The following is a 23,247-nucleotide window of genomic DNA, read 5'->3' as shown; positions in this document are numbered from 1 at the left end:
CCGGGGGCGGGCCGCTCAGGGACCGGCGAGCGCGACCGGCACCGCCGCCGGCGCGACCGCGGCAGCGGCCACGGGTGCCGCCGAGAGCAGGTCCCCTCCTCCGCCGGAGGCGCCCAGGCGCGCGGTGAGCGCCGCGACCACCTGGCCGGCGCCGTCCTCCCCGCCCGCCGCGGGCGGGACGGGGGTGAGCAGCAGCGCGACCGGGGGGCGCTGGGCGCCGGCGGCGCGGGCGAGGTCGTCGACGTCGGCGGCGGTGGTGGTGGAGGCGGGCAGCTCCACGCGGCGGGCGGCGCTGGTGCGGCCGTCGGCGCCGACGACGGCGACGTCGAGCTGCGAGGCGCCCCGCGAGGTCAGCACCAGGCGCACGTCCGGGGCGGCGCCGGCCCCGCCCCTGCCCGCCCTGGCCGCGGGCGGCAGGGCCACCAGCGCCGGGCCGGCCAGCGGCGGCGCGGCGGCGGTCCAGGCGAGGTCGCCGGGCTCGCTGCCGTCCTGCGACGGCGCGCTGTCGGTGCGCACCCCCGCCAGCACCGGCCCGTCGGCCTCCACGGCCACGGCCACACCGCCAGACGGCAGCCCCGGCAGCGGCACGTCGACCACCGACTGCGGCGGCACGGCCGTGGCCGGGGGCGTGCCCGGGGGCACGCTGGCACCCGAGGCGCCGACCACGGCGAACCTGGCGACCACGGGGTCGCTGCCGGGGTTGGCCAGGCGGAGCACCGCGGGCTGCTCCCCCGCGGTCGCGACGCCCGGCACCACCAGCGAGGTCGCCGGCGCCGCGGCGGGCCCGACCACCTCGGTGCCGCCGGGCACCAGCCCGTGCAGCACCGACTCCACCAGCCAGGCCGCCACGGGCCCCGCCGAGGAGCTCACCTGCACCGCCAGCGGCGCCCCGGCCCCGCTGATGTCCGCGCCGCCCCCAGCGCCACCGTCCGCGCCGGCGGCGACGCCGTCCAGGACGCCCTCGAGCAGCACCGAGCGCTGCTCGCCGGGGCCGAGGGAGAGGCCCTGCAGGGCGCTCGGCCGCTGCGCCCCGCCTGCGGTCAGCACGGTGACGTCGACGGTGGTGGGGGTCGCCGCCGCGTCGGCGAGCACCAGCCGGGTGGACCTGCCGACGCCGCTGCCGCCGCCGACCAGCCAGGACTGCTCCTGCGGCAGCACGCACGCCGGCGTGGACAGGCCGCGCAGGTCACCGGAGGCGACCGCGGAGGTGGCGGCGCCGGCGAGCAGCGGGGCGCGGCCGGCGACCGGCGCCGAGGTCAGCGCCGTGGCCGAGCCCGCCGCCGCCAGGGCCGCGTCAGGCTCGGCGCGCTGCAGGTCACCCAGGGGTCGCGCGGGCACGGGCGCGGGGGCGCTCGTGGCCGGCTGGTCGCCGTCGTCGCCGTCGTCGCCGTCGTCGCCGTCCTCGCTGTCGCCGCCGCTGTCGCCGGGGGCCTCGTCCGGGCCGGGGCGCTGCAGGAGCGCCTGCGCGGTGAGGACGGGGTCTCCTCCGGCCACCACGAGGCCCGCGGTGGCGCTGGCGCCCGCGGGTGCGCCGCCGCGCCCACCGCCCTGCCCGCCCGTGACGGGCACCGGGGCGCCCGGGCAGACGAGCTGCTGGTCGGAGGCCGGCACCGCGACGTCGACGGGGGCCGGCGCAGCGGCGAGCGGCGGCTCGCCGGGGGCGGCGACGGCGCCCAGCGCCAGCCCGCCCGCCACCAGGGCTGCGGCGCCGGCGGCGCTGAGCAGCCCGGTGAGGCGGGCCAGGGCCGTCACGACCGGCTCCGTCCGCGCACGGGCACCGGCACCGCGACCATGGCGGTGAGCAGCACGACGGCGCCCTGCACCCAGTCCCACACCGCCGCGGCGGGCGCAGCGCGGGTGATGACCAGGTGGCCGCCGCCGGCAGGCACCTCGACCCCGAGGGCCCAGCCGTCGACGGTCACCACCGGCAGCCGCTCGCCGTCCAGCCGCGCCGTCCACCCCGGCCCCGAGCGCTCGGCGACGACGGCGGTGCGCTGGGTCGCCGCGCCCGCCGCCGTCGGGTCGACGGCCGGGAGGCGGGCGTCGACGTCCTGGCCGTCGGAGGCCAGCGCGGCCAGGACGGTGCCGTCGGCGGCCACCAGCCGGGCGCGCGAGGGGCGGTCGGCGGCGGTGTCGCCGCCTCCGCTGGCCGGCAGCACCCGGTAGAGGACCCCGGCGGCGGTGCTCCCGGCGCGCGTCAGGCCCGCCACGGAGTCCAGGCGGGCGGTGGCGCGCTGGTCCTGCGGCGCGCTGGTCTCCAGGAGCACGTACCCGACGCCGAGCTCGGCCAGCGCCCGGCGCGGGTCGGCGGAGCCGGCCGCCAGCTGGGCGGCGGCCGCGCGCAGGGCGGCGTCGGCGGCGGCGGCCGAGGCGGTGGCGCTGGCGCCCGCCACCGGGCTGCCGCTGGCGGCCAGGCCCGCGACCACGGAGGTGCTCGCCAGGGTCAGCGGGCCGCGGCGCAGCAGCACCGTCACGGCGCCGTCGTCGGCCACGCGCAGGTGCAGGGTGCTCACGGCGTCGGGCGAGGAGGCGGCGTCGAGGGCCACCGCGGGCACCTGGTCGGCGGTCCCGCTGACCGCCAGGCCGGGCTGGCCGGACTGCTGCAGCGCCCAGGCGCCGAGCAGCAGCACCGGGCCCGCGGTCGCGAGCGCCGCGGCGAGGGCCGCCCAGCGCACACCGCGCCGCGCGGCGGCGGACCGCGCCCCGCGGGCGGGGTCCTCGTCGCGACCGGCGGGGTCCTCGGCACGACCGGCGAGGTCCTCGGGACGACCGGCGGCGGCGCCGTCGAGCTCGCCGTCGGGGTCGCCGTCCTGCAGCTCGCTGCCGGGCGGGTCGTCGAGGTCGTCGAGGCCGTCGAGGTCGTCGGCGGGGGCGCGCAGCACGCGCGGGGCGCGTGCCGCGGCGGCGGTGAGCAGGCCCGCGAGCACCAGGCTGGTGGCCGGGCCGGCCCAGCCGCCGGCCGCGACGGCCGCCGTGGCCGCGAGCAGGCCGGCGCCCGCGGCCCACCACCCGGCGCGCGCCACCCGCGCGCGGGGGCCGCGCGCGGCGGCCCCGGCGAGGGCGAGCACCAGCAGCACGGCGCCGGGCAGCACGGTGAGGGCTCCGGGCAGCAGCGCGGCGGTCGGGCCGGCGGCTCCGCCGGGGTCGGCGGAGGCCCCGGTGAGCGCTCCGAGCAGCGAGCCGGCGGTGCTGCCGAGGGCGGCGCCGGGGTCGGCCAGCAGCAGCTGCACCGCCGGGGCGGCGGTGGCGGGCACCGGCAGCCCCGGGCCGAGCAGCAGCGCGCGGGGGTCGGTCAGGGCGGGGGCCAGCAGCGGACCGGTGACCGCCAGCGGCGCGAGCACCGCCCACACCACCGCCCCCGCCCAGCGGCGGGCGCTGAGGGCGACCACCACGGCCAGCACCAGCAGCGGCACCAGCAGCAGCGGGGCACCGGCCACCGCGAGCGCACCGGCCAGGCCGGCGAGGGCGCCGGCGGCCACGGCGGGGCGCCGCGCCGCGGCGGTGGCGCACCGGGCCAGGCCGAGCACGACGAACGGGAGTGCCAGGTGGGCGACGAGCGCCCCCACCCGGCCGGTGGCCGCGGCCGCCAGGAGCGGCGCGGCACCCGCCCAGGTGAGCGCCGCCGCGGCGCGCAGCACCCGGGAGCGGGTGGCCGCCCCGGCGGCGGCCCAGCCCCCCAGCCCGGCCAGCGGCAGCGCGAGCAGGAGCAGCACCACCACGGCCACCCGCGGTGAGCCGCCCACCGGCAGGCTGAGCAGCGCGAGCGCGGACAGCCAGGGGTCGGCCGGGGCGGCGGTGCCCAGGCCCAGGGGCTGCCAGCCGGAGCGGGCGGCGGCCCACAGGTCGCCGAGCGCGGGCGCGGCGGCCAGCGCCCCCCCGGTCACCTGGCGGCCGGGGGCCAGGCCCGCCAGCAGCGGGTGCAGGGCGAGCAGCCCGACCGCTAGCAGGCCCGCGAGCAGGGGCAGCAGCAGCCCGAGCCCGCGGCGCGGCGGCTCGGGCGCTCCGCCCTCCCCCGTCGCGCCGGGCCCCGGGGCGCCGCGGGGGTGCGGTGCGTCGTCGGTGGACCGGCGCGGCAGCGGCACCTCGGGCAGCCGCACCACCGGCACGCCCGAGGGCGGGGTGGTCGCCGCGGCCAGCGCCCGGGCCGCCACCACGGGCAGCACGCCGGTGGCGGGGGCGATGCCCGTGCGCGCCCACCGGTCGCGGTGCCACCTGACCACCTCGCGCCGGGGCACCAGCAGCGGCCTCAGGGAGCTGCGCGGGCGGACGGCGGTGCGGGCGGCGGCCCGGCGGGCGCTGCTCACGCGGTCGGGGCGGGCCAGGGCGGCCAGCACGGCGGTGAGCTCCCCGCCGGCGCTGCTGGGCTGCTTGGCGGCCACCCGCACCAGCAGGCGGGCCAGGCCCCCCAGGAGCACGGCGAGCGCGACCAGCGGCAGCGCGGCGGGTGCGGCGGCCACCAGCCGCGCGTGCGCCTCGTGGCGGCGCTCGGTCCAGCGCACCGACCGGGCGGCGGGGGTGGCGCGCGCGCCCGAGCGCGTGGCGTCGACGTGGCGCACAACGGCGCTGGGGACGACGACGACGCGCGAGCCGGCCAGCCGCGCGCGCCGGCACAGGTCCAGGTCCTCGCCCAGCACGGGCAGGGCGGGGTCGCCCCCGAGGCGCTCGAGCAGGTCGCGGCGCACGAGCATGCCGGCCGAGGAGACGGCCAGGACGTCGTCGCGGTGGTCGCGCTGCCCCTGGTCGCGGTCCCCGTGCTCCACGCCGGTCAGCCGCCGCCCCATCGCGGAGGTGCTGAAGCCGACCTGGTGCAGCAGGCCCTCGTCGTGCCAGTCGACCACCTTGCAGCCGGCGATCCCGACCGAGGGCGCGACCTCCACCGCGGCGAGCAGCTGCTCGAGGGCGTCGGGGGCGGGCGCGCAGTCGTCGTGCAGCAGCCACACCCAGCGCAGCGGGAGGGGCACCGAGGTGTGCTGGCGCGGCGCCTCGCGGTCCACCGCCGAGCCGCCTGGTGCCTCCGAGCCGGCTGGGCCGGCGCCGCTGGCCCCCCGGGTGAGCAGGGCGCTGGCGTCGGTGGCGGCCAGCGCCGCCCGCGCGGCGTCCAGCAGGCCGGCGCGCCGGCGCAGCGCCAGCACGCCGAGCACGGGGGCACCGCCGAGCGCCGCCGAGCGGCGGGCGTGGGCGGCGAGCAGCGCGGCGCTGCGGTCGCCGGAGGCGGCGTCCAGCAGCACCACGCGGTCAGGAGCGCGCGTCTGCGCGTCCAGGGCCTCCAGGGCGCGCGGCAGCCAGCGCTCGCCGTCGCAGGCGAGCACGACAGCGTCGACGTGGGCGACCAGCGCGTCAGGGCCGCGATCGGGGGCGGGCCCGTGCGAGCGGGCGCGCCCGGGGGTGGCCGGACCGGGGTGCTCCCCGGCGCCGGCGGCGACCGGCTGACCGCCGGTGGTGGCGCCGCGCTCCACCGCGCTCCGGCGGGCGTGCCGGGGCTGCGGTGGCAGCGGGGCCGAGGAGGGGCTGGGGCTCAGACCGCGCGGCGCTTGACGCGGCGCCGCTCGCGCTCGGACAGGCCGCCCCAGATGCCGAAGCGCTCGTCGTTGGCCAGGGCGTACTCCAGGCACGGCACGCGCACCTCGCAGCTCATGCAGACCCGCTTGGCCTCGCGGGTGCTGCCGCCCTTCTCGGGGAAGAAGGACTCGGGGTCGGTCTGGGCGCACAGGGCGCGCTCCTGCCAGTCGACCACCGCGTCGGCGTCGCCCTCGCCGAGCACCAGCTCCAGCGCCGGGTCGCCGTCGCCGAGCTCCTCGTCCTCGTCGTCCTCGTCCAGCTGGTCGTCCAGCACGGCCTCGAGCTCGGTGTCGAGCTCCTCCAGCGAGGGGCCGGTGAGCGCCTCGAACGAGCTGCGCGGCGCGACGGCGCCGGCGCTCGCGGCAGCCACGACGGGCAGGGGACCCGTCTCGGTGGGGAGGGCCGTCCGCGGTCGCGGAAGGCCGAGGGAGACGGTGGTGCTCTCGCTCATCTCGACTCCTCAGATCAGTCTCAGCGAGCCCCGCGGAGGAGCTCCCGCCCTGCGAGGCGGTCACTGAATTACATACGTGCGACTACTCCGCGTGCAGGCGAAACGCAGGAAGCCGCGGCACGTGTTCGGCGGCGCTGGCGTGTCGCCCCCTGCGCGCCGCGGGGCAGACCGGACACGTCGGGACACTCCTGGCGCGCCGGCCGCGGGGACGTACCGGGCGGATCGGGCGCGGCGCCGGCGAGGTGGTGAGCGTCAGCCCGCTGACCTGCGGCGTCGTCCCACGAGTCACAGCAGTACCAGAGACCACGTCCGCCACAACGACGCCGCGGCACCGGATCGCGGCGAACCGCAGGAGCTGGTCACCCAGCGCGACGACCGGCGCTGGCGGCCGGCCCGACCGCCCCGCGCTCAGGCGCGCTCGCGCACCCTCAGCTCGACGGCCGCCGAGGCGTCCACGACGTCCGCGCCGTCCACCGACCGCACCGCGCCGGGGACCACGTCGGCCTCCAGCCGCTCGGCCCACAGCGCCGCGAGCAGCCTCTCGACCGCCGCGCCGACGTCGTACGCGGGCCCGGTGACGGCCAGCAGCGCGCCGTCGGCCGAGACGGCGGCACCACGCAGGCCCCGCCCGGCCGCAGCCACGCCCACCGCACGCGCCGCGCGCTCCCCGACCGGGCCGCCCGGCGCGATCGGCGGCGCAGCCACCTCGCGCTCGGCCAGCCCGAGAGCCGCGCGCACGGCCTCGACGTGCCCGTGCGCGAACCAGTCGGCCGGCCCCGTCCGCACCAGCGGGGCCGCCCCGGGGCCGTCGTCGTCCCTCACGTGCGCGCCCAGCCCGCGGACCACCGCCACCGGGGTGCCGGCGGCCTTGCCCTTGACGAGGTCGGCCAGGGAGGCCACCTCGTCGGCCACCCCGCGCACCGTCACCTCCATGACCCGCCCCGACCTGTCCGGCCGGCCGCGCGCGTCGTCGAGCACCTCCAGGCCCGCGGCGCCCAGCGCGAAGTCCGTGACGCCGTCGCGCCAGGGCCGCCCGCTGGTGTCGCTGACCACCACCGCCGGCGCGCCGCCGCCCAGCTGCGGCTCGAGCAGCGCGCGCAGGCGCGCCCGCAGCGCGCGGGCGGAGCCGTCGGGGTCGGCGGGCAGCAGCAGCACGGTGCCCTCGGCGACGTCGGAGGCGTCGATGCCCGCCGCCGCCATCACCGGCCCCGAGCGCGCCTGCACCACCCGCGTGGTGCGCCCGTCCGGCAGGGACCGCTCGGCCACCAGGCGCACCGACTCCGCGTCCAGGGCGCGCTCGCGGTCCTCCGCGGGGACGGCCCGGCCCTCCGCCTTGGCGACCACCTTGCTGGCGACGACGACGACGTCGTCGCGGCCCAGGGCGATCCCCGAGGCCGCGCAGGCGCGGGCTACCAGGCCGGCCAGGTCGTCCCCGGCGGTGACCTCCGGCAGCCCCGGCACGGACAGCGCGACCAGCTCCGCCGGTCGCGCGGAGGCGCCCTGGGACGGGTGCGGCGCGCTCACCGGTAGCCCCCGTCGCGCAGGCCGGCGGCGGCCTCGAAGCGGTTGCGGGTGGGGTCGCCGCCCGCGCGCAGCTCGGACAGCCCGTAGAGCACCGGCAGCAGCAGCCCCCAGCGCCGCCACTGCAGCACGTGCGCCGCCTCGTGGCGCAGCCGGTCGGACGCGCACGTGCGCGGGTCGGCGCCGGTGACGTAGGTGGTGCCGTACGTGGTGCCGCCGCGGGCGTAGGTGCGCCCGCGGGCGCCGGAGCAGACCCGCACCCGCACGACCTCGCCGTCACGGGCACCGGGCGCGCCCGGGACCTCGACCACGCGGCAGGTGGCGCCGTCGGCGCGCGCCAGCGCCGCGGCGACCAGCCCCACCGCCTCAGCCACCACGAGCCCGCCCACCCGGACCACCCCCACCACCGTGATCATGGGCGCCCGCCACCCCTTCGCCGCCCGGTGGCCAGGGCCGCGTCCAGCGCGGCGCCGGCCAGGTCGGCGGCGGCCTGCGGGGAGCCCATGAGCAGCGGCCGGGCCAGCACCCGCCCGCGCCCGGGCGCGGCGCCCGGGACCGAGGTGCCGTCGAGCGCGCCGTCGGCGTCCTCGTCGACCAGCCAGGCGTCCAGCAGGTCGGCGTAGAGCCCGGCGACGCCCAGCGCGGACGTCTCCACCCCGATCGCGCTCAGGCACGCGTCGGCCATCCCCCGCACGACCTTCCCACCCAGCACCGGGGAGACGCCGACGACGGGCGCTCCCCCGTCGCGCAGCGCCTCGCGGACCCCCGGGACGCCCAGCACCGTGCCGATGCTCACCACCGGGTTGGACGGCGGCAGGAGCACCGCGTCGGCCTCGCGGAGCGCGTCCAGCACCCCGGGGGCCGGCTCCGCGCCGTCGACCCCGACCTGCGTGAAGCCGGTGGCCGGCACCGAGGCCCGCAGCCGCACCCACCACTCCTGGAAGTGCACGGTGCGGCCGTCGGCGAGGTGTACGTGGGTCTCGACGTCGTCGTCGCTCATGGGCAGCAGCCGCACCACCGGCCCGCCGACCCGGCCGCCGGCGGGGACGCCGCCGGGCAGCCACCGCTCGCACAGCCGCTGAACCACCTGCGAGAGCGGCAGGCCCTCGCGGAGCAGCTGCGTGCGCAGGACGTGGGTGCCCAGGTCGCGGTCGCCCAGGGTGAACCAGTCCGGGCCCGCGCCGTAGGCGGCCAGCTCGGAGGAGACCACCCGGCTCTCCTCGCGCCGGCCCCAGCCCTGCTCCTCGTGGACGCCGCCACCCAGGGTGTACATGACCGTGTCGAGGTCGGGGGTGATGCGCAGGCCGTGCATGGTGGTGTCGTCGCCGGTGTTGACGACGGCGGTCACGCGGGCGGCGCGCCGGGCGGGGTCGGGCGAGTCCGCAAGGTGGGCGAGCAGCCCGCGCAGGAAGCGCGCACCGCCCACGCCGCCGGCGATGGCCGTGATGAGCACGCCCGCCATCCTCACACCGCCGCCCGCGCACCGGTCGGCGCGGCCCGGGCCGCCCCGGCTCGACCGGCCCCGGCTCGACCCGCGCGGCGCCCCTCGGCCAGCATGGCTGGGGTGCGCCTCCCCAAGCTCCCGCTCGGCGACCTGGCAGACCGCGTCTCCGACCAGCTGGCCAGCCGGCTCACCGGCCGCGACGAGGAGGCGGCCCTGCGCGCCCCCGCCCCGGCCCGCGCGCTGGCGGTCAGCCCCGCGCACGAGCCCCGCCGGGTGGTGCTGCTCGGCGGCACCTCCGACATCGGCCTGGCGCTCGTGCGCCGCCTGGGCCGCGAGCGCTCGCTGGACGTGGTGCTCGCCGGTCGCCCCGGGCCGCGCCTGACCGGGGCCGTCGAGGCGCTCACGGCCGAGGGGCACGTGGCGCGCGCGGTGCCGCTGGACGCGCGCGTCCCGGCCACGTGGTCGCCCGCGCTGGCGGAGGCGTTCGGCTCGCGCGGGGTGGCGGCGGGCGCGCCGGTCGGCGCGGTCGACGTCGTCGTCCTGGCGCTGGGGGTGCTGCCGGAGGGCAAGCGCTCCTGGCAGGACGGCGCGGCGGCCGCCGACCTCGTGCAGGTCAACACCGCGGCACCGGTGGCGCTGGCCGCCGAGGCGGCGCAGCGGCTGCGCGCGCAGCGCGGCGGCACCCTCGTCGTGCTCTCCAGCGCCGCGGCGGTGCGGGCCCGGTCCACCCACTTCGCCTACGGGGCCAGCAAGGCCGGCCTGGACGCCTTCGCCTCGGGGCTGCGCGAGGAGGTCCGCGGCGACGGCGTGCGCGTGGTGGTGGTGCGCCCCGGCTTCGTGCGCACCCGGATGACGGCGGGGCGCTCGTCCTGGCTGGCCACCACCAAGGAGGCCGTCGCCGACCTCACCGCGCAGGGCCTGGAGGCCGAGCGCGACGTGGTGTGGGCCCCGCCGGGCGCCCAGCTGGTCACCGAGGCGCTGCGGTGGCTGCCGCCGCGGCTGCTGCGGCGCCTGCGCGTCTGACGGGCGGGGGCGGCGGGGTCAGCTGCGCATGCCGGTGGCCACCGGCACGTGGCGCGGCAGCGACATCCTCGCGGCGCGGCGCGGCCGGGCGATGCCGTCCAGCTCCAGTAGCCGCTGCACCCGGTAGCGGTGCCCGCGGTAGCACTCGATGACCTCCGCGCAGCCGGCGTCGTCGAGCACCTCGCCGGTCAGGGCGTAGGAGACGTTCTTGGCCACGTGGTAGTCGGCGAAGGAGAAGGCGTCGGGGTCGCCGTGGGCGCGGTGGCGCACCTCGGCCGCCGTCCACACACCCACCCCGGGCAGGGTGCGCAGCGCCGGCTCCACCCGCTCGGGCGGCAGGTGCACGGTGCGCTCCAGCGCCGGCGCGCAGCGCGCGGCGTGCAGCACCACGCGGCGCCGGCGCTCCTCCACCCCGGCCCGCAGCCACTCCCAGCTGGGGATCGCGGCCCAGTCGCGGGCGCTGGGCGGCACCCTCATGCCCTCGGCGGGCCCGCCGGGCGCCGACGGGCCGCCGGGGCCGGCGTCGTGGGCGCCCCCGGGGGCTGGCTCGCCGAAGCGGCGCAGCAGGTCCCGCCAGGCGCGGTGGGCCTCCACCCCGGTGACGACCTGCTCGATCGCCGCACCGGCCAGGGCCTCGAAGACCGCGCGGGTGCGGGGCACGCGCACTCCCCGGTGCCGGCGCCACGCGGAGACCAGCACGGCGTGCTCGGGGCGCGGCACGAAGGCGCTGGCGTCCTGGTCCTCCCCGAGCAGCTCCTCCACGCCCTCCAGGGCGCACCCGGCGCCCTCGCCCCAGGCGGAGGCGCGCACCACGCCGTGGGAGCCGCCCCCGTGCACGCCGGGCGGCAGGTGTCGCAGGCGCACCAGCGCGGTGCCGCGGCCGGTGCGGGTGGCCCACCACCAGGCCGCCCACGGGCCGGTGCCCTCGCGGCGCACCGCGGGGTCGCCGGCGCCGCGGCGCAGCGGCCCGAGCGTCGCCGACAGGTCCAGCGGCTGGCGCAGCACGTACGTGCTCTGCGCCACTGGAGCACCACCCGCTGTCACGCGCTCATCCTGCGGCCTGCCGGCGGCGCTGCGGAAGCCCGGGTCGGTGGCCGCAGCGGTGCCGACGGCGGTGCCGACGGCGCCCGACGCCTACCGTCGTCGTCGTGAGCAGTGCCGAGCAGCGCGTCGACGTCCCCCGGCTCCTGGCCCGGCTGCGGGCGCAGGACTCCGGCCGGCCCCGCGTGACCTGGTACGGCGCCGACGGCGAGCGCGTGGAGCTGTCGGCGCGCGTGCTGGAGAACTGGGTGGCCAAGACCGCCAACCTGCTCGTGGAGGAGCTCGACGTCGAGGTCGGCGACGCCGTGCGCCTGGACCTGCCCGCCCACTGGCGCACCGTGGCCTGGCGGCTCGCGCTGGGCGCGGTCGGCGCCGAGCTGGCCGACGACGACGACGGCGACCCGCGCGTCGCGGTGGTCGCCGACGGCGCCCCCGTCCCGGCAGACGCCGAGCAGGTGGTGGTCCAGGCGCTGGGGGCGCTGGCGCTGCGCGCCGCCTCGGTGCCGGCGGGGGCGCTGGACGCGGCCGCCGTCGTCGCGGGCTTCGGCGACGCGCTGCCCCACGTCCCCGGCGCCCCGGGCCTGGTCGTCGGGGCCTCGGGCGAGCCCGGGGCGCGGGTGCTGGTCGACGTCCCCCCGGTCGGCGACGCCGCGGCCCTGGACGCCGTGCTCGCGGCGCTGGCCGGAGGGGGCAGCGCGGTGCTGCTCGGCCCCGGCGCGCCGGCCGCCGAGCGCGTGGCGGCGCAGGAAGGCACCACCGCCTGACCGCCGCCCGCCGGGCGGGTGGGGTGAGCTCCCTGCCGGGTACCGGTGCCGCGAGGTGTCGGAACTCGGGACCCGTTCCGGCAGGGCGCGCCAGGGTTCCGGCAGGGCGCGCCACCACGGGGCCGCGGCCTGTCGTGGTCGGTGCGGAGGTCCCGCGGAGCCTGCCCCGGCCGGGGCGGCGCACCGGACCGGCGGGAGCCGGTCAGTGGACCAGCTTCAGCCCCACCACGCCCCCGACGATCATGGCGAGGAAGACCACCTTGAGCGCCGACACCGGCTCCGCGCCGGTGACCATGGCCCAGGCGACGGTCAGCACGGCGCCGATGCCGACCCACACCGCGTAGGAGGTGCCGACGGGCAGCTCGCGCATGGCGTGGGCGAGGCCGGCCATGCTCGCCAGGAGGGCGACCGCGAACACCGCTGTGGGCACGGGGCGGGTGAACCCCTGCGAGCGGTCCAGCGCGGTGGCCCACACGGCCTCCAGCACCCCGGACAGGACGAGCACGAGCCAGGACACGGCGGCACCTCCACGGGCCGTCTTGTCGCTGACCGGGTACGGCACCACTCGTCCGGGGGCCCGGGAGGGGCCCGCACCAGCCTCGCACGGCCACGGGTGGCGCAGCGCCGAGGAGGACGTCGCGGGCCCGTCCCCTAGGGTCGCTGCATGACCAAGCGCGCGCTGATCACCGGAGTCACCGGCCAGGACGGGCTGTACCTGTCCGAGCTGCTCCTGTCCAAGGGCTACGAGGTGTACGGCCTGGTGCGCGGGCAGAACAATCCCAAGCTCCCGCTGCTGGCCCGCGAGGTGCCCGGCGTGAAGGTCCTCACCGGCGACCTCATGGACCTGTCCTCGCTGATCCGGGCGCTGAACATCGCCCAGCCCGACGAGTTCTACAACCTCGGCGCCATCTCCTTCGTGGCCTACTCCTGGGAGAACGCCGACCTGACCGCCGAGGTCACCGGCAAGGGCGTCCTCAACGCCCTGGAGGCCGTGCGCCTCTACTCCGGTGACGACCCCACCAGGGTCCGCTTCTACCAGGCCTCCTCCTCGGAGATGTTCGGCAAGGTGCAGGCCGTGCCCCAGCGCGAGGACACGCTGCTGTGGCCGCGCTCGCCCTACGGCGTGGCCAAGGTCTTCGGCCACTACATGACCATCAACTACCGCGAGTCCTACGGCATGCACGCCTCCTCGGGGATCCTGTTCAACCACGAGAGCCCGCGGCGCGGCCCGGAGTTCGTCACCCGCAAGGTCTCCCAGGCGGTGGCGCGCATCGCCCTGGGCCTGCAGGACGAGCTGGTGCTGGGCAACCTGGACGCCCGCCGCGACTGGGGCTTCGCCGGGGACTACGTCGAGGCGATGTGGCGGATGCTGCAGCAGGACGTCGCCGACGACTACGTGGTGGCCACCGGGGAGACCCACGCCATCAGCGAGCTGCTGGACGTCGCCTTCGCCCGGGTCGGCATCTCCGACTGGTCCGGCCACGTGCGCCAGGACCCGGCCTTCATGCGCCCCGCCGAGGTCGACCTGCTCATCGGTGACCCGACCAAGGCCAAGACCCAGCTGGGCTGGGAGCTGAAGGTCGGCTTCGAGGACCTCGTGCGGATGATGGTCGACGCCGACCTCGCCGAGCAGAAGGCGCTCGCCGGCAAGTGAGCTTTCCCACGGGCCGCACCGCGCTGGTCACCGGCGTCACCGGGCAGGACGGCGGCTACCTCGCCGAGCTGCTCGCCGCCGAGGGCACCCTCGTCCACGGCGTGCGCCGCGGCAGCGGGCCGCTGCCGGCGCACCTGGAGGCCCTCGGCGACCGGCTGGTGGTGCACACCGCCGACCTGCTCGACCCGGGCGCCGCGGCGGCGCTGGTGCGCGAGGTCCGCCCCGACGAGGTCTACAACCTCGCCGCGGAGAGCTCGGTGGCGCGCTCCTGGGAGGAGCCGGTCGAGACGGCGCTGCTCGACGCGGTGCTGCCGGCGGCGGTCCTGCACGCCGCCGCCTCGACCACCTCCTCCTCCGGGGGGCCGGTGCGGGTGCTGCAGGCCTCCAGCGCGGAGGTGTTCGCCGGCGCGGGCGTGACGCCGCAGGACGAGTCGACCCCCGTGGTGCCCACCAACCCGTACGGCGCGGCCAAGGCCTACGCCCACCACCTGGTGCAGGTCCACCGCGCCGGGGGCGCGTTCGCGGTCAACGCGGTCCTGTACCCGCACGAGTCGCCGCGCCGCCCGGCGCGCTTCGTCACCCGCAAGATCACCTCGACGGTGGCGGCCATCGCCCGCGGGCGCGCCGACGAGCTGGTCCTGGGCAACACCGCCGCCCGCCGCGACTGGGGCTGGGCGCCCGACACCGTGCGCGCCCTGGTCGCGGCGCTGCGGCACGACGAGCCGCTCGACGTGGTGGTGGCCACCGGCACCTCCCACTCCGTGGAGGACTTCGTGGCCGCCGCGTTCGCCCGCGCCGGGGTGACCGAGTGGCGCCACCTGGTCCGGACGGACCCGGCGTTCGTGAGGCCCAACGACGCCGCCGACCTCGTCGGTGACCCGACCCGCGCCCGCGAGGTGCTCGGGTGGGCGCCGACGCGCTCGTTCGCCGACGTCGTCGGCGCCATGGTCGACGCCGACCTGGCCCTGCTCGACGCCTGACGGGCCCCCTCCCCGCCCGCAGCCGGGCGCCTGGTTGCGGTTCCGGGGCCCGCCGGAGCGCAGCCGGACGCCTGGTTGCGGTTCCTGGGCCCGCCGGAGCGCAGCCGAGCGCCTGGTTGCGGTTCCTGGGCCCGCCGGAGCGCAGCCGAGCGCCCGGCTGCGGTCCGGACGGACGACGATGACCCGCCCCGCGGTGTGCGGGAGCGGGCCGTCGTCGTCCGCAGAGCGGTCAGCCGGTCGGGCTCAGGGCCAGGTGCGCCAGACGCCCACGCCGTCGCCGCGCCCCCGGCTGCTGCCGGTGGCGGCGTCGCCGACGCCGGGCTCCCCGCCGCTGCCCGCGTCCGGGCCCGACGAGCCGCCAGAGGCGAGCCCGCTGACGTCCCACCGGCCCACGACCGGCCGGTCGGTGGCGGCGCCGTAGCCGAACAGCGCGTCGGGCTGGCCGGGGGTGATGCTGTCGCGCAGCCACCAGACGCCGGTGGCGTAGACGCCGATGCTGTCCCGCCCGTCGCCGTCCCAGTCACCGGTCACGGGGGTGGCCTGCGGCCAGCCGTAGGAGAAGACCGCGCCGGCGCCGCCGGGGGTCGCGGTGCCGCGCAGCCACCAGCGGTAGCCGTCGTAGACGCCGATGCCGGAGCGGCCCACGCCGTCCCAGTCCCCGGCGACCGGCTTGACGCCCTTGAAGCCGTAGGCGAACTTGCGGTCCGGAGCCCCGGGCGAGGCGGTCTCGCGCAGCCACCAGGTGTACGTGCTCGGGTCGTAGACGCCGATCCCGTCCACGCCGTCGCCGTCCCAGTCCCCGCAGACCGGGAGCATGGTCGCCGAGCCGTAGCCGAAGACGAGGTCCGGGTCGTCGTTGCCGGGCCGCTGCTCGACCGCCCAGCGGCCGGCGGAGTACACGGCGAGGCCGTCGGTGCCGTCGCCGTCCCAGTCGCAGGAGAGCGCGGTGCCGCTCAGGTCGCCGAAGTAGGCCTTGCCGTCGGAGGCGCCGGGCGTGGCCGTGGTGCGCAGCTCCCACTCCTTCTCCGCCATGAGCTGGGCCACGCGGGTGCGCAGCGCCGGCAGCTGGGAGTAGAGGTTGGCGCCCGGGCAGGCGGTGGCCCCGACGTCGCGGTGGCCGGAGATGGCGTTGAGCACCACCTGCTCCCCGGCGGGGTGGCGCAGGTTGGTGCCGCCGATGCCGGCGCTGGTGAGCACGCCCTTGCCGCGGGGGTCGGTCTGCGACAGGGAGAGCTTCCAGGAGATCACGCGGGCGAGCGCCTCGGTGACGGCGGCCGGCGGCTTGGCCGTCTCGTAGTTGCCGAGCACGGAGACGCCGAAGCTGCCCGCGTTGAAGCCGCCCGCGTGGGCACCGAGCACGGCCTTGTCCATGCCGCCGAAGCGGCCCTCGAAGACCTGGCCGTACTTGTCGACCAGGAAGTTGTAGCCGATGTCGCACCAGCCCTGGACCACGGTGTGCTGGTAGTAGATGCCGCGCACGACAGCCGCCGACTCGGCCTTGGTGTACGTGTTCGAGCCCGCCGTGTGGTGCACGAAGGCGACCTTGGGCGTGGAGGTGTAGCTGGGCGCGCTGCACTTGGACAGCCGCAGCGACTCGTCGGCGCCCCACTGGGCGCGGGTGATGACGCCGGGCAGCGCGGAGGCGGCCTGCGCCGAGGCCGCCGGGGTGGCGCCGGCCGGCTGCGTGGTGACCGAGGCCTTCGGGTCGACCAGGCTGGTGCGGACGCCCTGCACGGCGGGCTCGCCGTCGGGGGTCGTGGCGTCGGCCGGCACCGCGACGCGCACGTCGACGGCGTCGGCGCCCCCGGAGACCCACAGCGGGGAGGTGCTGCCCGTCCCGGCGGCGCGCTCGGCCTCGGCGGTGCCGGGGTCGGGCGAGGAGTCCTCGACCTCCAGGGCCTGCCACGCCGACCAGCCGTCGTCGGTGCGCACGCGCACCTGCACGTCGACGTCGGCGCCGGGGTCGCCGTCCCACAGGACGGAGACCATGTTGAAGTCCTTCGTGCGCACCGGACCGGTGGCCATCTCCTCGACGGGCTCCTCACCCGGCGCCTGGCCGGACCCGGAGGGCACCGCCTCGCGGCCGGTGGCGGCGGTCGGCGACCCCGTCGGCGCGGCGGCCGACGGGGTGCCCGAGGGCGTCGCCGGCGTGGGGCTGGCGGACGGGGCCGAGGAGGACGAGGACGACGACGACGGCGAGCCCGTCGGCGCGCCGTCCTCGGCGACCACCGGCACCTCGATCACCTGGGCCGTCGGCGTGACGGGCTTCGGGGCCGCCCCGGCGCCGACCACGGGGACCACGCCGGCGCCGGAGGCGAGGACGGCCAGGGCGCCGCAGCGCAGCACCCAGCGGCCGCCCCACCACCGCTCGAGCCGTCCGGCCCGCCCCGCCTCCCGGGCGGGGGCCGAGGTGGTGGGCAGGGAGGTCTTCACAGGTGCGTCTCCTCGCGCTCGGCCGCACCCGCGGTGGGGCGGGGGCCGGGTCGTCTCGGTCGGCGGTGCTGGTCGGTGCGGTTCTCTGGGCGGTGCTCGGAGCGGGTCTCGGAGCGGGTCTCGGTGCGGGTCTCGGTGCGGGCGCTCACGCGGTCGGGCGGGTGATGCCGAGCCCGTCCGAGCCCGACGTCCAGCGCCCGGCCACGGGGGCGTCTCCGGGCACCCCGTAGTCGACGAGCCGGTGCGGGTCACCCGGTGACACCGTGTCACGCAGCCACCACCGACCGCCGGAGAACACGCCGATACCAGACGAGCCGTTGCCGGCCCAGTCACCGGTCACCGGCGTGGCGCCGAGCCAGCCGTACTGGACGGTCCTGTCGGGGCGGCCCGGCGTCGCGGTCATGCGGAGCATCCAGGTGCCCGCGTGGTAGACGCCGATCGCGTCCTTGCCGTCGCCGTCCCAGTCACCGACCACGGGCAGGGCGGCGCTCCAGCCGTACTGGAACTTCAGCTCGGGGTCGCCGCCGGTGAAGGAGTTCCGCAGGTACCAGGTGCCGGTGCGGGTGTCGTAGACGCCGACGCCGTCGCGGCCGTCGCCGTCCCAGTCACCGCACACGGGCAGCATCCAGGAGGCGCCGTAGGAGATCGTCGCCTCGGGCGGGGTGACGGCGTTCGGGTCTGGCGTGGAGGCGCTGTCGCGCTTCGTCCAGGCGCCGTCGCGGTAGGTGGTCAGGCCGTCGCGGCCGTCGCCGTCGAAGTCACAGGCCAGCGTGGTGTCCTTCGGACCCCCGTAGCGGGAGGTGACGGCGGGGGCGCCGCCGTCGGTGGTGCCGCGCAGCATCCAGGTCCGGGCGGAGGGGGTGACCACGGAGAACCAGTCCGAGCGCAGGCCGAGCCGGCTGCGCACGTCGCTGCCGGTGGTGGTGACCGAGCCGGCGCTGCCGGTGACGACCACCTTGGTGGCGCGGCCGCCGTCGGCGCCCAGGCCGTTGCGGGCGGTGACCTGCATGCTGGAGAACGCGCCGATCTGCGGCCAGGCGCGCGAGACGGCGGGGCCGTCCACCACGACCTTCCAGTCGTGGTGGGGCGAGCGGGTGTCCCCGAGGTCCTCCACGGCCGGGAACGCGCCGCCGGCGGTCCACCCGCCGGTGGAGGCGCTGAACTCGGTGCGCACCACGCCGCCCCTGGCGTCGCGGCGGACCACGCCGGCGGTGTTCCGGATGGCGGTGTCGGTGCGGCGGTCCTCGCGGGCTGCGCCCCCGTAGACCTGGCAGGCGGTGGTGTCGCAGGTCTGGGCGTAGGGGTAGCGCTTCTCCGCACGGGCGTAGGAGCGCGCCGCCACCGCCTGCGCCTCCAGCGCCGCCATGCCGGCGCCGCCGGCCGCGTCGCCCCAGGCGGCGGGGGACTCGGCGGGCACCACGCCGCGCAGGTACTGCTCCAGGCGCACGAAGTTCACCAGGTGGGTCCCACCGCTGGCGTCGACGACGGGCCGGAAGTTCCCGCGGTAGGTGGTGCCGGGCCCGCAGACCGTGAGCATCTTGGAGCGGTCGTCACCGGGGTCGGTCGGCAGCCACACCGCGGGGCTGGGGCCTACGTCGACGGGCGCGGGGGCGTCGGTGCCGCGGCAGCCGCCCGTGGTGGTGGTGAGCATCCAGATGCCGCCCTGGCGCGTGAAGCGGGCGGCGCTGCCGGCGGGGACGGTGGTGCCCTCCACGCTGAAGTCGGCACCGGAGGTGAGCGCGATGGTCTGCGCGCCGTCCACGGCCATGAGGCGCACGGAGATCTCCTCGTCGGAGACGCTGCCCGCGCTGGTGCCGCCGTAGTAGTGGTCCAGGATGCGCGCCGAGCTCCAGCCGCGGTCCACGGCGTAGCCGTAGGAGCCCCACTGGCTCAGGCCGCGTCCGTGGCCGTAGCCGTGGCCGGTCAGGGTGACCTGGCTGGTGGCGGCCTGCGCGGCCTCGCCCCCGCCCAGCTGGGCGGCACCCGCCGCGGCGGAGACCGCGGCCAGCAGCGCCGCGGGCTTGTGCCACCAGCGCCCGCGCCGGTGGCGCGCCCGCTCCTGCGGGGCCGCCGCGGCCTGCGGGCTCGCGCGGCGGGCGTGGCGGGCGGCGGGCGGGGTCTCGCGGCGGTGGTGCACGGGTATCACCTCGGCAGGTCCGGGGGCGGCCTTGACCGCCGCGTCGGGTCCGTCCGGGCGACCGGGGGCGCGCCGCGGGCGCGCCGCCACCGGCCGGTCGAGGGACCGGGCTCGTCTCACCGGGTACTGTCCCAGGACGTGACGTCCCGCGATGCGCTTTCGCTCAGACGCGCCGAGACCGCCGCGCTGGTGGCCCTGCAGCGCCGGACGGAGCAGCCGGGCGTGATCGCCGCCGCCGTGCAGCTCGGGCGCTTCGGCGACCACGCCGCGGGGTGGGTGGCCCTGGGTGCCGCCGGCTGGCTGCTCGACGCCGGCCGCCGCCCGCTGTGGGCGCGGGCGCTGGTCTCGGTGCTCGGCGCGCACGCGGCCACCGTCGTCCTCAAGCGGCTCGTGCGCCGCCTGCGGCCCGGCACCGACGAGGCCGGGACGGCGGTGCGGGTGCGCTCGACCTCCCCCAGCCGCCTGAGCTTCCCGTCCTCACACGCCGCCTCGACGACGGCGGCGGCGCTCGCCTACGGCCGGCTGCTGCGCCTGCCGCTGGCCCCCGTCGTCGTCCCCGCCCAGGGGGTCTCCCGGGTGCTGCTGGGCCTGCACTTCCCCACCGACGTGCTGGTCGGCACCCTCACGGGCGTCGTCGCCGACAGGCTGGTCGCTGCGAGGGGCGGTGCGCGGTGAGCTCCGGCGTCGACACCCCGGTGCGCCGCTCCCCCAGCAGCGCCGCCGGCGGCGTGCTGCGCACCATGCGCCCGCGGCAGTGGGTGAAGAACGTGCTGGTGGGGGCGGCTCCGCTGTCCGCGGGGCTGCTCTTCGACGTCGACGTCATCCGCACCACGGTGCTGGCCTTCGTGAGCTTCTGCCTGGCCGCCTCCGCGGTCTACCTGCTCAACGACACCCTCGACGTCGAGGCCGACAGGGCCCACCCCACCAAGCGCAACCGCCCGATCGCGGCGGGCGTGGTGCCGGTCCCGGCGGCCGGGGCGACGGCGGCGCTGCTGGCCGTGGCCTCGCTGGCGGTGGCGTGGGTGGCCTCCTGGCAGCTCGTGGTGCTCATGGCCGTCTACCTCGTGGTGCAGGTCGCCTACTGCGTGCGCCTCAAGCACGAGCCGGTGCTCGACATCGCCATCGTCGCCTCCGGCTTCCTGCTGCGCGCCATCGCCGGCGGCGTGGCCAGCGGCATCGCCCTGTCCCAGTGGTTCCTGCTGGTGACGGCGTTCGGCTCACTGTTCATGGTGGCCGGCAAGCGCTACAGCGAGATCCGGCTGGCCGAGGCCGCCGGCGGCACCACCCGCGCCTCGCTGCTGCGCTACACCCCCACCTACCTGCGCTTCGTGTGGGGCCTGGCGGCCAGCGTCATGGTCACCGCCTACGCGCTGTGGGCCTTCGAGATCCGCGAGGGCGACACCGCCGCCACGGTCTCGGCCGGCGGGTCGACGTGGTCGGCGGTCTCCATCGTGCCGTTCGTCCTGGCGGTGCTGCGCTACGCGGTCGACGTCGACGGCGGGCGCGCCGGCGCCCCGGAGGACATCGCGCTGCGCGACAGGGTGCTGCAGGTGGTGGCGCTGGCCTGGGTGGCCAGCTTCGCCCTCGGCGTCTACACCTGACGCCGAGGTGGCCGACCCCCCATGATCACGGTGATCATGGGGGGTCGGCCACCAGGTCAGCGGCGGGCGGCGTCCCGCGCGGCGTCGAAGACGCGCTCGTAGGCGTCGACGGTGAGCTCCACGCCGTAGTGCTCCCGGGCGCGCCGTGCCAGCGCCGGCCTGTCGATGCTGCGCGCCACGTGCTGGTCGCGCAGCTGCTCCAGCCCGCGCGTGATCGCCGGCGCGTCGCGCGGCGGCACGATGACGCCCTCCCCCACCCGCTGCACGGGCACCCGCACGCCCGGCAGGTCGCTGGCCAGCGCGGGGACGCCGAGCATCATCGCCTCGACCTGGACGATGCCGAACGCCTCGAAGGCGTTGACCGACGGCAGCGCGAAGGCGTCGATGGAGGCGTACAGGTCGGGCAGGGCCTCGTCGGGCACGAAGCCGAGCACGCGGATCCTGTCGTCGTCGCCGATGGCCTCGCGGACCCTCTCGATGACGCTGCCGCCCGCGATCTTGGCGAAGTCGCCGGCGATGATGAGGCGGGCGTCGGCGTCCTGCAGGGCCCGGAAGCCCTCGACGAGCCACGGCACGCCCTTCTCCTCCACGATCCGCCCGAGGAAGCCGACGTGGAAGCCGGACCCGTCGCGGAAGCGGGGGCTGCCGCCCGACCTGTCGTGGCAGGCGGCGGGGATGCCCTCCACCTTGCCGCGCATGGAGGCGAACAGCCGGCTGTGCTCGGCGTAGTCGATGGAGGTGGTGCACACGGTGGTGGCCAGCCGCATCGCGACCCGCGAGGAGGCGTCGACGACGACCTTCTGCACCTCCCCGGCCAGCCCCGGCGGCAGGTCGACGTCGCACTGGTAGGTCAGGACGACCGGGGCGCCCGCCCCGCGGGCCGCCGCCGCGAGCACACCGGCCTCCAGCAGCGGCAGGTGCAGGTTGACCACCCCGGCGCCCTTCGCGGCGGCCGCCAGCCACACCGGCAGGGCGGGGGCGATGGTGCCCTTGCCCAGGCGGGCCACCACGGGCGCGCGCAGCACGCGGACGCCGTTCAGGACCTCCTCGACGGGCAGCGCGTCGTCGTGGCGGGTGGTGACCACGGTGACGGAGCGGCCGCGGCGCACGAGGCCCTCGGCGACGTCGCGGGCGGCGTTGGTCAGCCCCGAGACGTACGGCGTGTAGTAGGTGAGGCCCATGACGACGTCCGGCGGGGCCGCCCCCGGCGGGGCGGGCGGCGGGAGCACGGGGAGTCGGGCCACCCGAGCACGCTAGCGGCTGGCGCGCGGCGCGCCCCACGGCACGTCGCCCACCGGGCGGCCTGCGGGGAGGCGGCTCAGGCGGTCGAGCGGGGGCGCCTCACCAGCACCAGCACGGACAGCACCCAGCCCGCTGCCGACCCCGCCGTGAAGCCGCCGGCCACCGCCCACGGGGCGCTGGCGCCGAGCAGCAGCTGCGCCGCGGCGATCCACGCGGCCGCCACCAGCAGGCCGGTCACCCAGCACACCAGCACCGCACGCTCCGCGCCCGTGGCCACGAGCGCCTGCGTGCCGACGACGAGCCCGGCGTGCACGAGGCAGCCCCCCACGAGCAGCGCCATGAACAGGGGGCTCACCGCGTAGGTGCTCTCGGTGAAGACGGCCATCGCCGGGCCGGAGACGAGCGCGCCGCCCGCGGCGCCGACCACCGCCAGGACCACGACGGCCGCCGAGGCCTGGGCCATGCGGACGCGCAGCTCGTGGTGGCGCCCCTCGGCGACCATCCGCACCATCGGCGGCACGAGCACCGCCTGGGCGGGGACGACGACGAACAGCGGGGCCCGGGCCAGCGTGAATGCGAGGCCGTAGGCGGCCACCACGTCGTCGGGGCCGGGCTCGAGGCCCACGAGCAGCGGCCCGGCGTTGAGGAGCAGCTGGCCGGCGACGTTGGCCCCCAGCAGGGTGAGGACGGCGCGCGTCATGGTGCGGGGAGGGGCGACGACGGCGGTCGAGCCCGTGCGCGGGTGCTCGTGGCCCACGCCGAGCTCACCGACGTCGTGCAGCTCGTGCGGCGGCGCCCCGGCGGCCACGGCCGGGCGCCCGCGGCGGACGGCCAGCAGGAGCCCGACGTGGGCGACCAGGGCGCTGCCGACCACGAAGGAGGCGAACAGCACCCCCGGCGGGCGGACCACGAGGACCGCGGCGGCGAGCGCCGCCAGCGCCCGCAGCCCCGCGTCCGCGGCGAGCGCCCCGGCATACGGACCGAGGCGCCCCCTTCCGAGGGCGAGGCCGCGGGCGGCGTACTGCAGCGCGCTCACCCCCGCCAGCGCCAGCAGTGCGGTGACCACCCAGGCGCGGGTGGCGGCGTCGTCGCCGAGCAGCGGGGAGGCGGCCAACACCCCCGCCACGGCGATGCCCAGGAGCACGAGCGCCGGGCGAACCACCGCGGCCCCGCGCAGCGGGCCCCGGGCGGCGGCCCGGGAGACCACCTGCTCGAGCGGGAGGAAGACGCCGAAGCTGACGATCAGCGCGCCGTACCAGAACAGCTGGAAGTCGGCGGCGACGGCCGGGTCCTCGCCGCGGGCGACGGAGGAGTTCAGCAGGAGGGTGAAGACGGCGGCGGCGGCGGTGGCCACCGCCACGCCGAGGAAGCCGCCGCGCACGACCGGCCACCCTACG

Annotated in this window: 19 protein-coding genes and 1 riboswitch; of the genes, 6 read left to right on the top strand and 13 right to left on the bottom strand. The window is 78.5% G+C overall.

The window, feature by feature from the left end; genetic code table 11:
* Positions 1-15: 15 nt before the first annotated feature.
* From ACUN9U_RS01285 to cofD, 6 genes are all read right to left on the bottom strand, one after another.
* Positions 16-1,752, bottom strand: a complete 1,737-nt coding sequence (locus ACUN9U_RS01285) for a DUF5719 family protein (protein ID WP_445483107.1) — start codon at positions 1,750-1,752, stop codon at positions 16-18.
* Positions 1,749-5,456, bottom strand: coding sequence for a glycosyltransferase (locus tag ACUN9U_RS01280; RefSeq protein ID WP_445483106.1), 3,708 nt, complete (start codon positions 5,454-5,456; stop codon positions 1,749-1,751). Before ACUN9U_RS01280 ends, ACUN9U_RS01285 begins: the two co-directional genes overlap by 4 nt.
* Before the next feature lie 59 nt (positions 5,457-5,515).
* On the bottom strand, positions 5,516-6,010 hold the full coding sequence (locus ACUN9U_RS01275; RefSeq protein ID WP_445483105.1) for a WhiB family transcriptional regulator: 495 nt from the start codon (positions 6,008-6,010) through the stop codon (positions 5,516-5,518).
* A gap of 408 nt (positions 6,011-6,418) precedes the next feature.
* Entirely contained in the window at positions 6,419-7,534 is a 1,116-nt protein-coding gene (gene cofE, locus ACUN9U_RS01270) for a coenzyme F420-0:L-glutamate ligase (RefSeq protein WP_445483104.1), read from the bottom strand.
* Entirely contained in the window at positions 7,531-7,947 is a 417-nt protein-coding gene (locus ACUN9U_RS01265; protein ID WP_445483103.1) for a Fe-S oxidoreductase, read from the bottom strand. Before ACUN9U_RS01265 ends, cofE begins: the two co-directional genes overlap by 4 nt.
* Positions 7,944-8,984 carry a 2-phospho-L-lactate transferase gene (cofD, locus tag ACUN9U_RS01260; RefSeq protein ID WP_445483102.1) on the bottom strand — a complete coding sequence of 347 codons (1,041 nt, stop codon included), beginning with the start codon at positions 8,982-8,984 and terminating at the stop codon, positions 7,944-7,946. Before cofD ends, ACUN9U_RS01265 begins: the two co-directional genes overlap by 4 nt.
* A 111-nt stretch (positions 8,985-9,095) precedes the next feature.
* Between cofD and ACUN9U_RS01255 the strand changes: the two genes are divergently transcribed.
* Positions 9,096-9,998, top strand: a complete 903-nt coding sequence (locus tag ACUN9U_RS01255) for an SDR family NAD(P)-dependent oxidoreductase (protein WP_445483101.1) — start codon at positions 9,096-9,098, stop codon at positions 9,996-9,998.
* Between the two features lie 18 nt (positions 9,999-10,016).
* Here the strand turns inward: ACUN9U_RS01255 and ACUN9U_RS01250 are convergent, their stop codons facing one another.
* Entirely contained in the window at positions 10,017-11,042 is a 1,026-nt protein-coding gene (locus ACUN9U_RS01250; RefSeq protein WP_445483100.1) for a DNA-3-methyladenine glycosylase family protein, read from the bottom strand.
* A gap of 104 nt (positions 11,043-11,146) precedes the next feature.
* On the opposite strand from ACUN9U_RS01250, the gene ACUN9U_RS01245 reads away from it, so the two are divergent.
* Positions 11,147-11,803: a TIGR03089 family protein gene (locus ACUN9U_RS01245; RefSeq protein ID WP_445483099.1), complete on the top strand. Its 657-nt coding sequence runs from the start codon at positions 11,147-11,149 to the stop codon at positions 11,801-11,803.
* A gap of 202 nt (positions 11,804-12,005) precedes the next feature.
* Here the strand turns inward: ACUN9U_RS01245 and ACUN9U_RS01240 are convergent, their stop codons facing one another.
* Positions 12,006-12,320: a DMT family transporter gene (locus ACUN9U_RS01240; protein WP_445483098.1), complete on the bottom strand. Its 315-nt coding sequence runs from the start codon at positions 12,318-12,320 to the stop codon at positions 12,006-12,008.
* 11 nt (positions 12,321-12,331) lie between these two features.
* Positions 12,332-12,397: riboswitch (guanidine-III (ykkC-III) riboswitch) on the bottom strand.
* 70 nt (positions 12,398-12,467) lie between these two features.
* Here ACUN9U_RS01240 and ACUN9U_RS01235 point away from each other — a divergent pair.
* Positions 12,468-13,457 (top strand): GDP-mannose 4,6-dehydratase, encoded by a 990-nt coding sequence (locus ACUN9U_RS01235; RefSeq protein WP_445483097.1) that lies wholly within the window; start codon positions 12,468-12,470, stop codon positions 13,455-13,457.
* Complete coding sequence (locus ACUN9U_RS01230; RefSeq protein WP_445483096.1) at positions 13,454-14,437, top strand: GDP-mannose 4,6-dehydratase; 984 nt, start codon at positions 13,454-13,456, stop codon at positions 14,435-14,437. Before ACUN9U_RS01235 ends, ACUN9U_RS01230 begins: the two co-directional genes overlap by 4 nt.
* A 243-nt stretch (positions 14,438-14,680) precedes the next feature.
* Here the strand turns inward: ACUN9U_RS01230 and ACUN9U_RS01225 are convergent, their stop codons facing one another.
* The 3 genes from ACUN9U_RS01225 to ACUN9U_RS01215 are packed head-to-tail and all read right to left on the bottom strand — an operon-like array spanning position 14,681 to position 19,007.
* Positions 14,681-16,870 (bottom strand): peptidoglycan recognition protein family protein, encoded by a 2,190-nt coding sequence (locus ACUN9U_RS01225; protein ID WP_445483095.1) that lies wholly within the window; start codon positions 16,868-16,870, stop codon positions 14,681-14,683.
* The gene (locus ACUN9U_RS01220) at positions 16,867-17,019 is read right to left on the bottom strand and encodes a hypothetical protein (RefSeq protein WP_445483094.1); all 153 of its coding nucleotides are present in this window, start codon (positions 17,017-17,019) and stop codon (positions 16,867-16,869) included. Before ACUN9U_RS01220 ends, ACUN9U_RS01225 begins: the two co-directional genes overlap by 4 nt.
* Positions 17,016-19,007: a SpoIID/LytB domain-containing protein gene (locus ACUN9U_RS01215; RefSeq protein WP_445483093.1), complete on the bottom strand. Its 1,992-nt coding sequence runs from the start codon at positions 19,005-19,007 to the stop codon at positions 17,016-17,018. Before ACUN9U_RS01215 ends, ACUN9U_RS01220 begins: the two co-directional genes overlap by 4 nt.
* 222 nt (positions 19,008-19,229) lie before the next feature.
* Here ACUN9U_RS01215 and ACUN9U_RS01210 point away from each other — a divergent pair, with 222 nt between their 5' ends.
* Positions 19,230-19,682, top strand: coding sequence for a phosphatase PAP2 family protein (locus tag ACUN9U_RS01210; RefSeq protein ID WP_445483092.1), 453 nt, complete (start codon positions 19,230-19,232; stop codon positions 19,680-19,682).
* Positions 19,679-20,608: a decaprenyl-phosphate phosphoribosyltransferase gene (locus ACUN9U_RS01205; protein ID WP_445483091.1), complete on the top strand. Its 930-nt coding sequence runs from the start codon at positions 19,679-19,681 to the stop codon at positions 20,606-20,608. The genes ACUN9U_RS01210 and ACUN9U_RS01205 overlap by 4 nt, the downstream gene beginning before the upstream one ends.
* A gap of 56 nt (positions 20,609-20,664) precedes the next feature.
* On the opposite strand, the gene ACUN9U_RS01200 is transcribed toward ACUN9U_RS01205, so the two are convergent.
* Together ACUN9U_RS01200 and ACUN9U_RS01195 are read right to left on the bottom strand one after the other, a co-directional pair.
* Positions 20,665-21,852: a glycosyltransferase family 4 protein gene (locus tag ACUN9U_RS01200; RefSeq protein ID WP_445483090.1), complete on the bottom strand. Its 1,188-nt coding sequence runs from the start codon at positions 21,850-21,852 to the stop codon at positions 20,665-20,667.
* 74 nt (positions 21,853-21,926) lie between these two features.
* Entirely contained in the window at positions 21,927-23,231 is a 1,305-nt protein-coding gene (locus ACUN9U_RS01195; protein WP_445483089.1) for a hypothetical protein, read from the bottom strand.
* Positions 23,232-23,247: the final 16 nt, after the last annotated feature.

Source organism: Quadrisphaera sp. KR29 (assembly GCF_052644995.1).
This window is presented reverse-complemented; position numbering and strand designations above follow the sequence as displayed.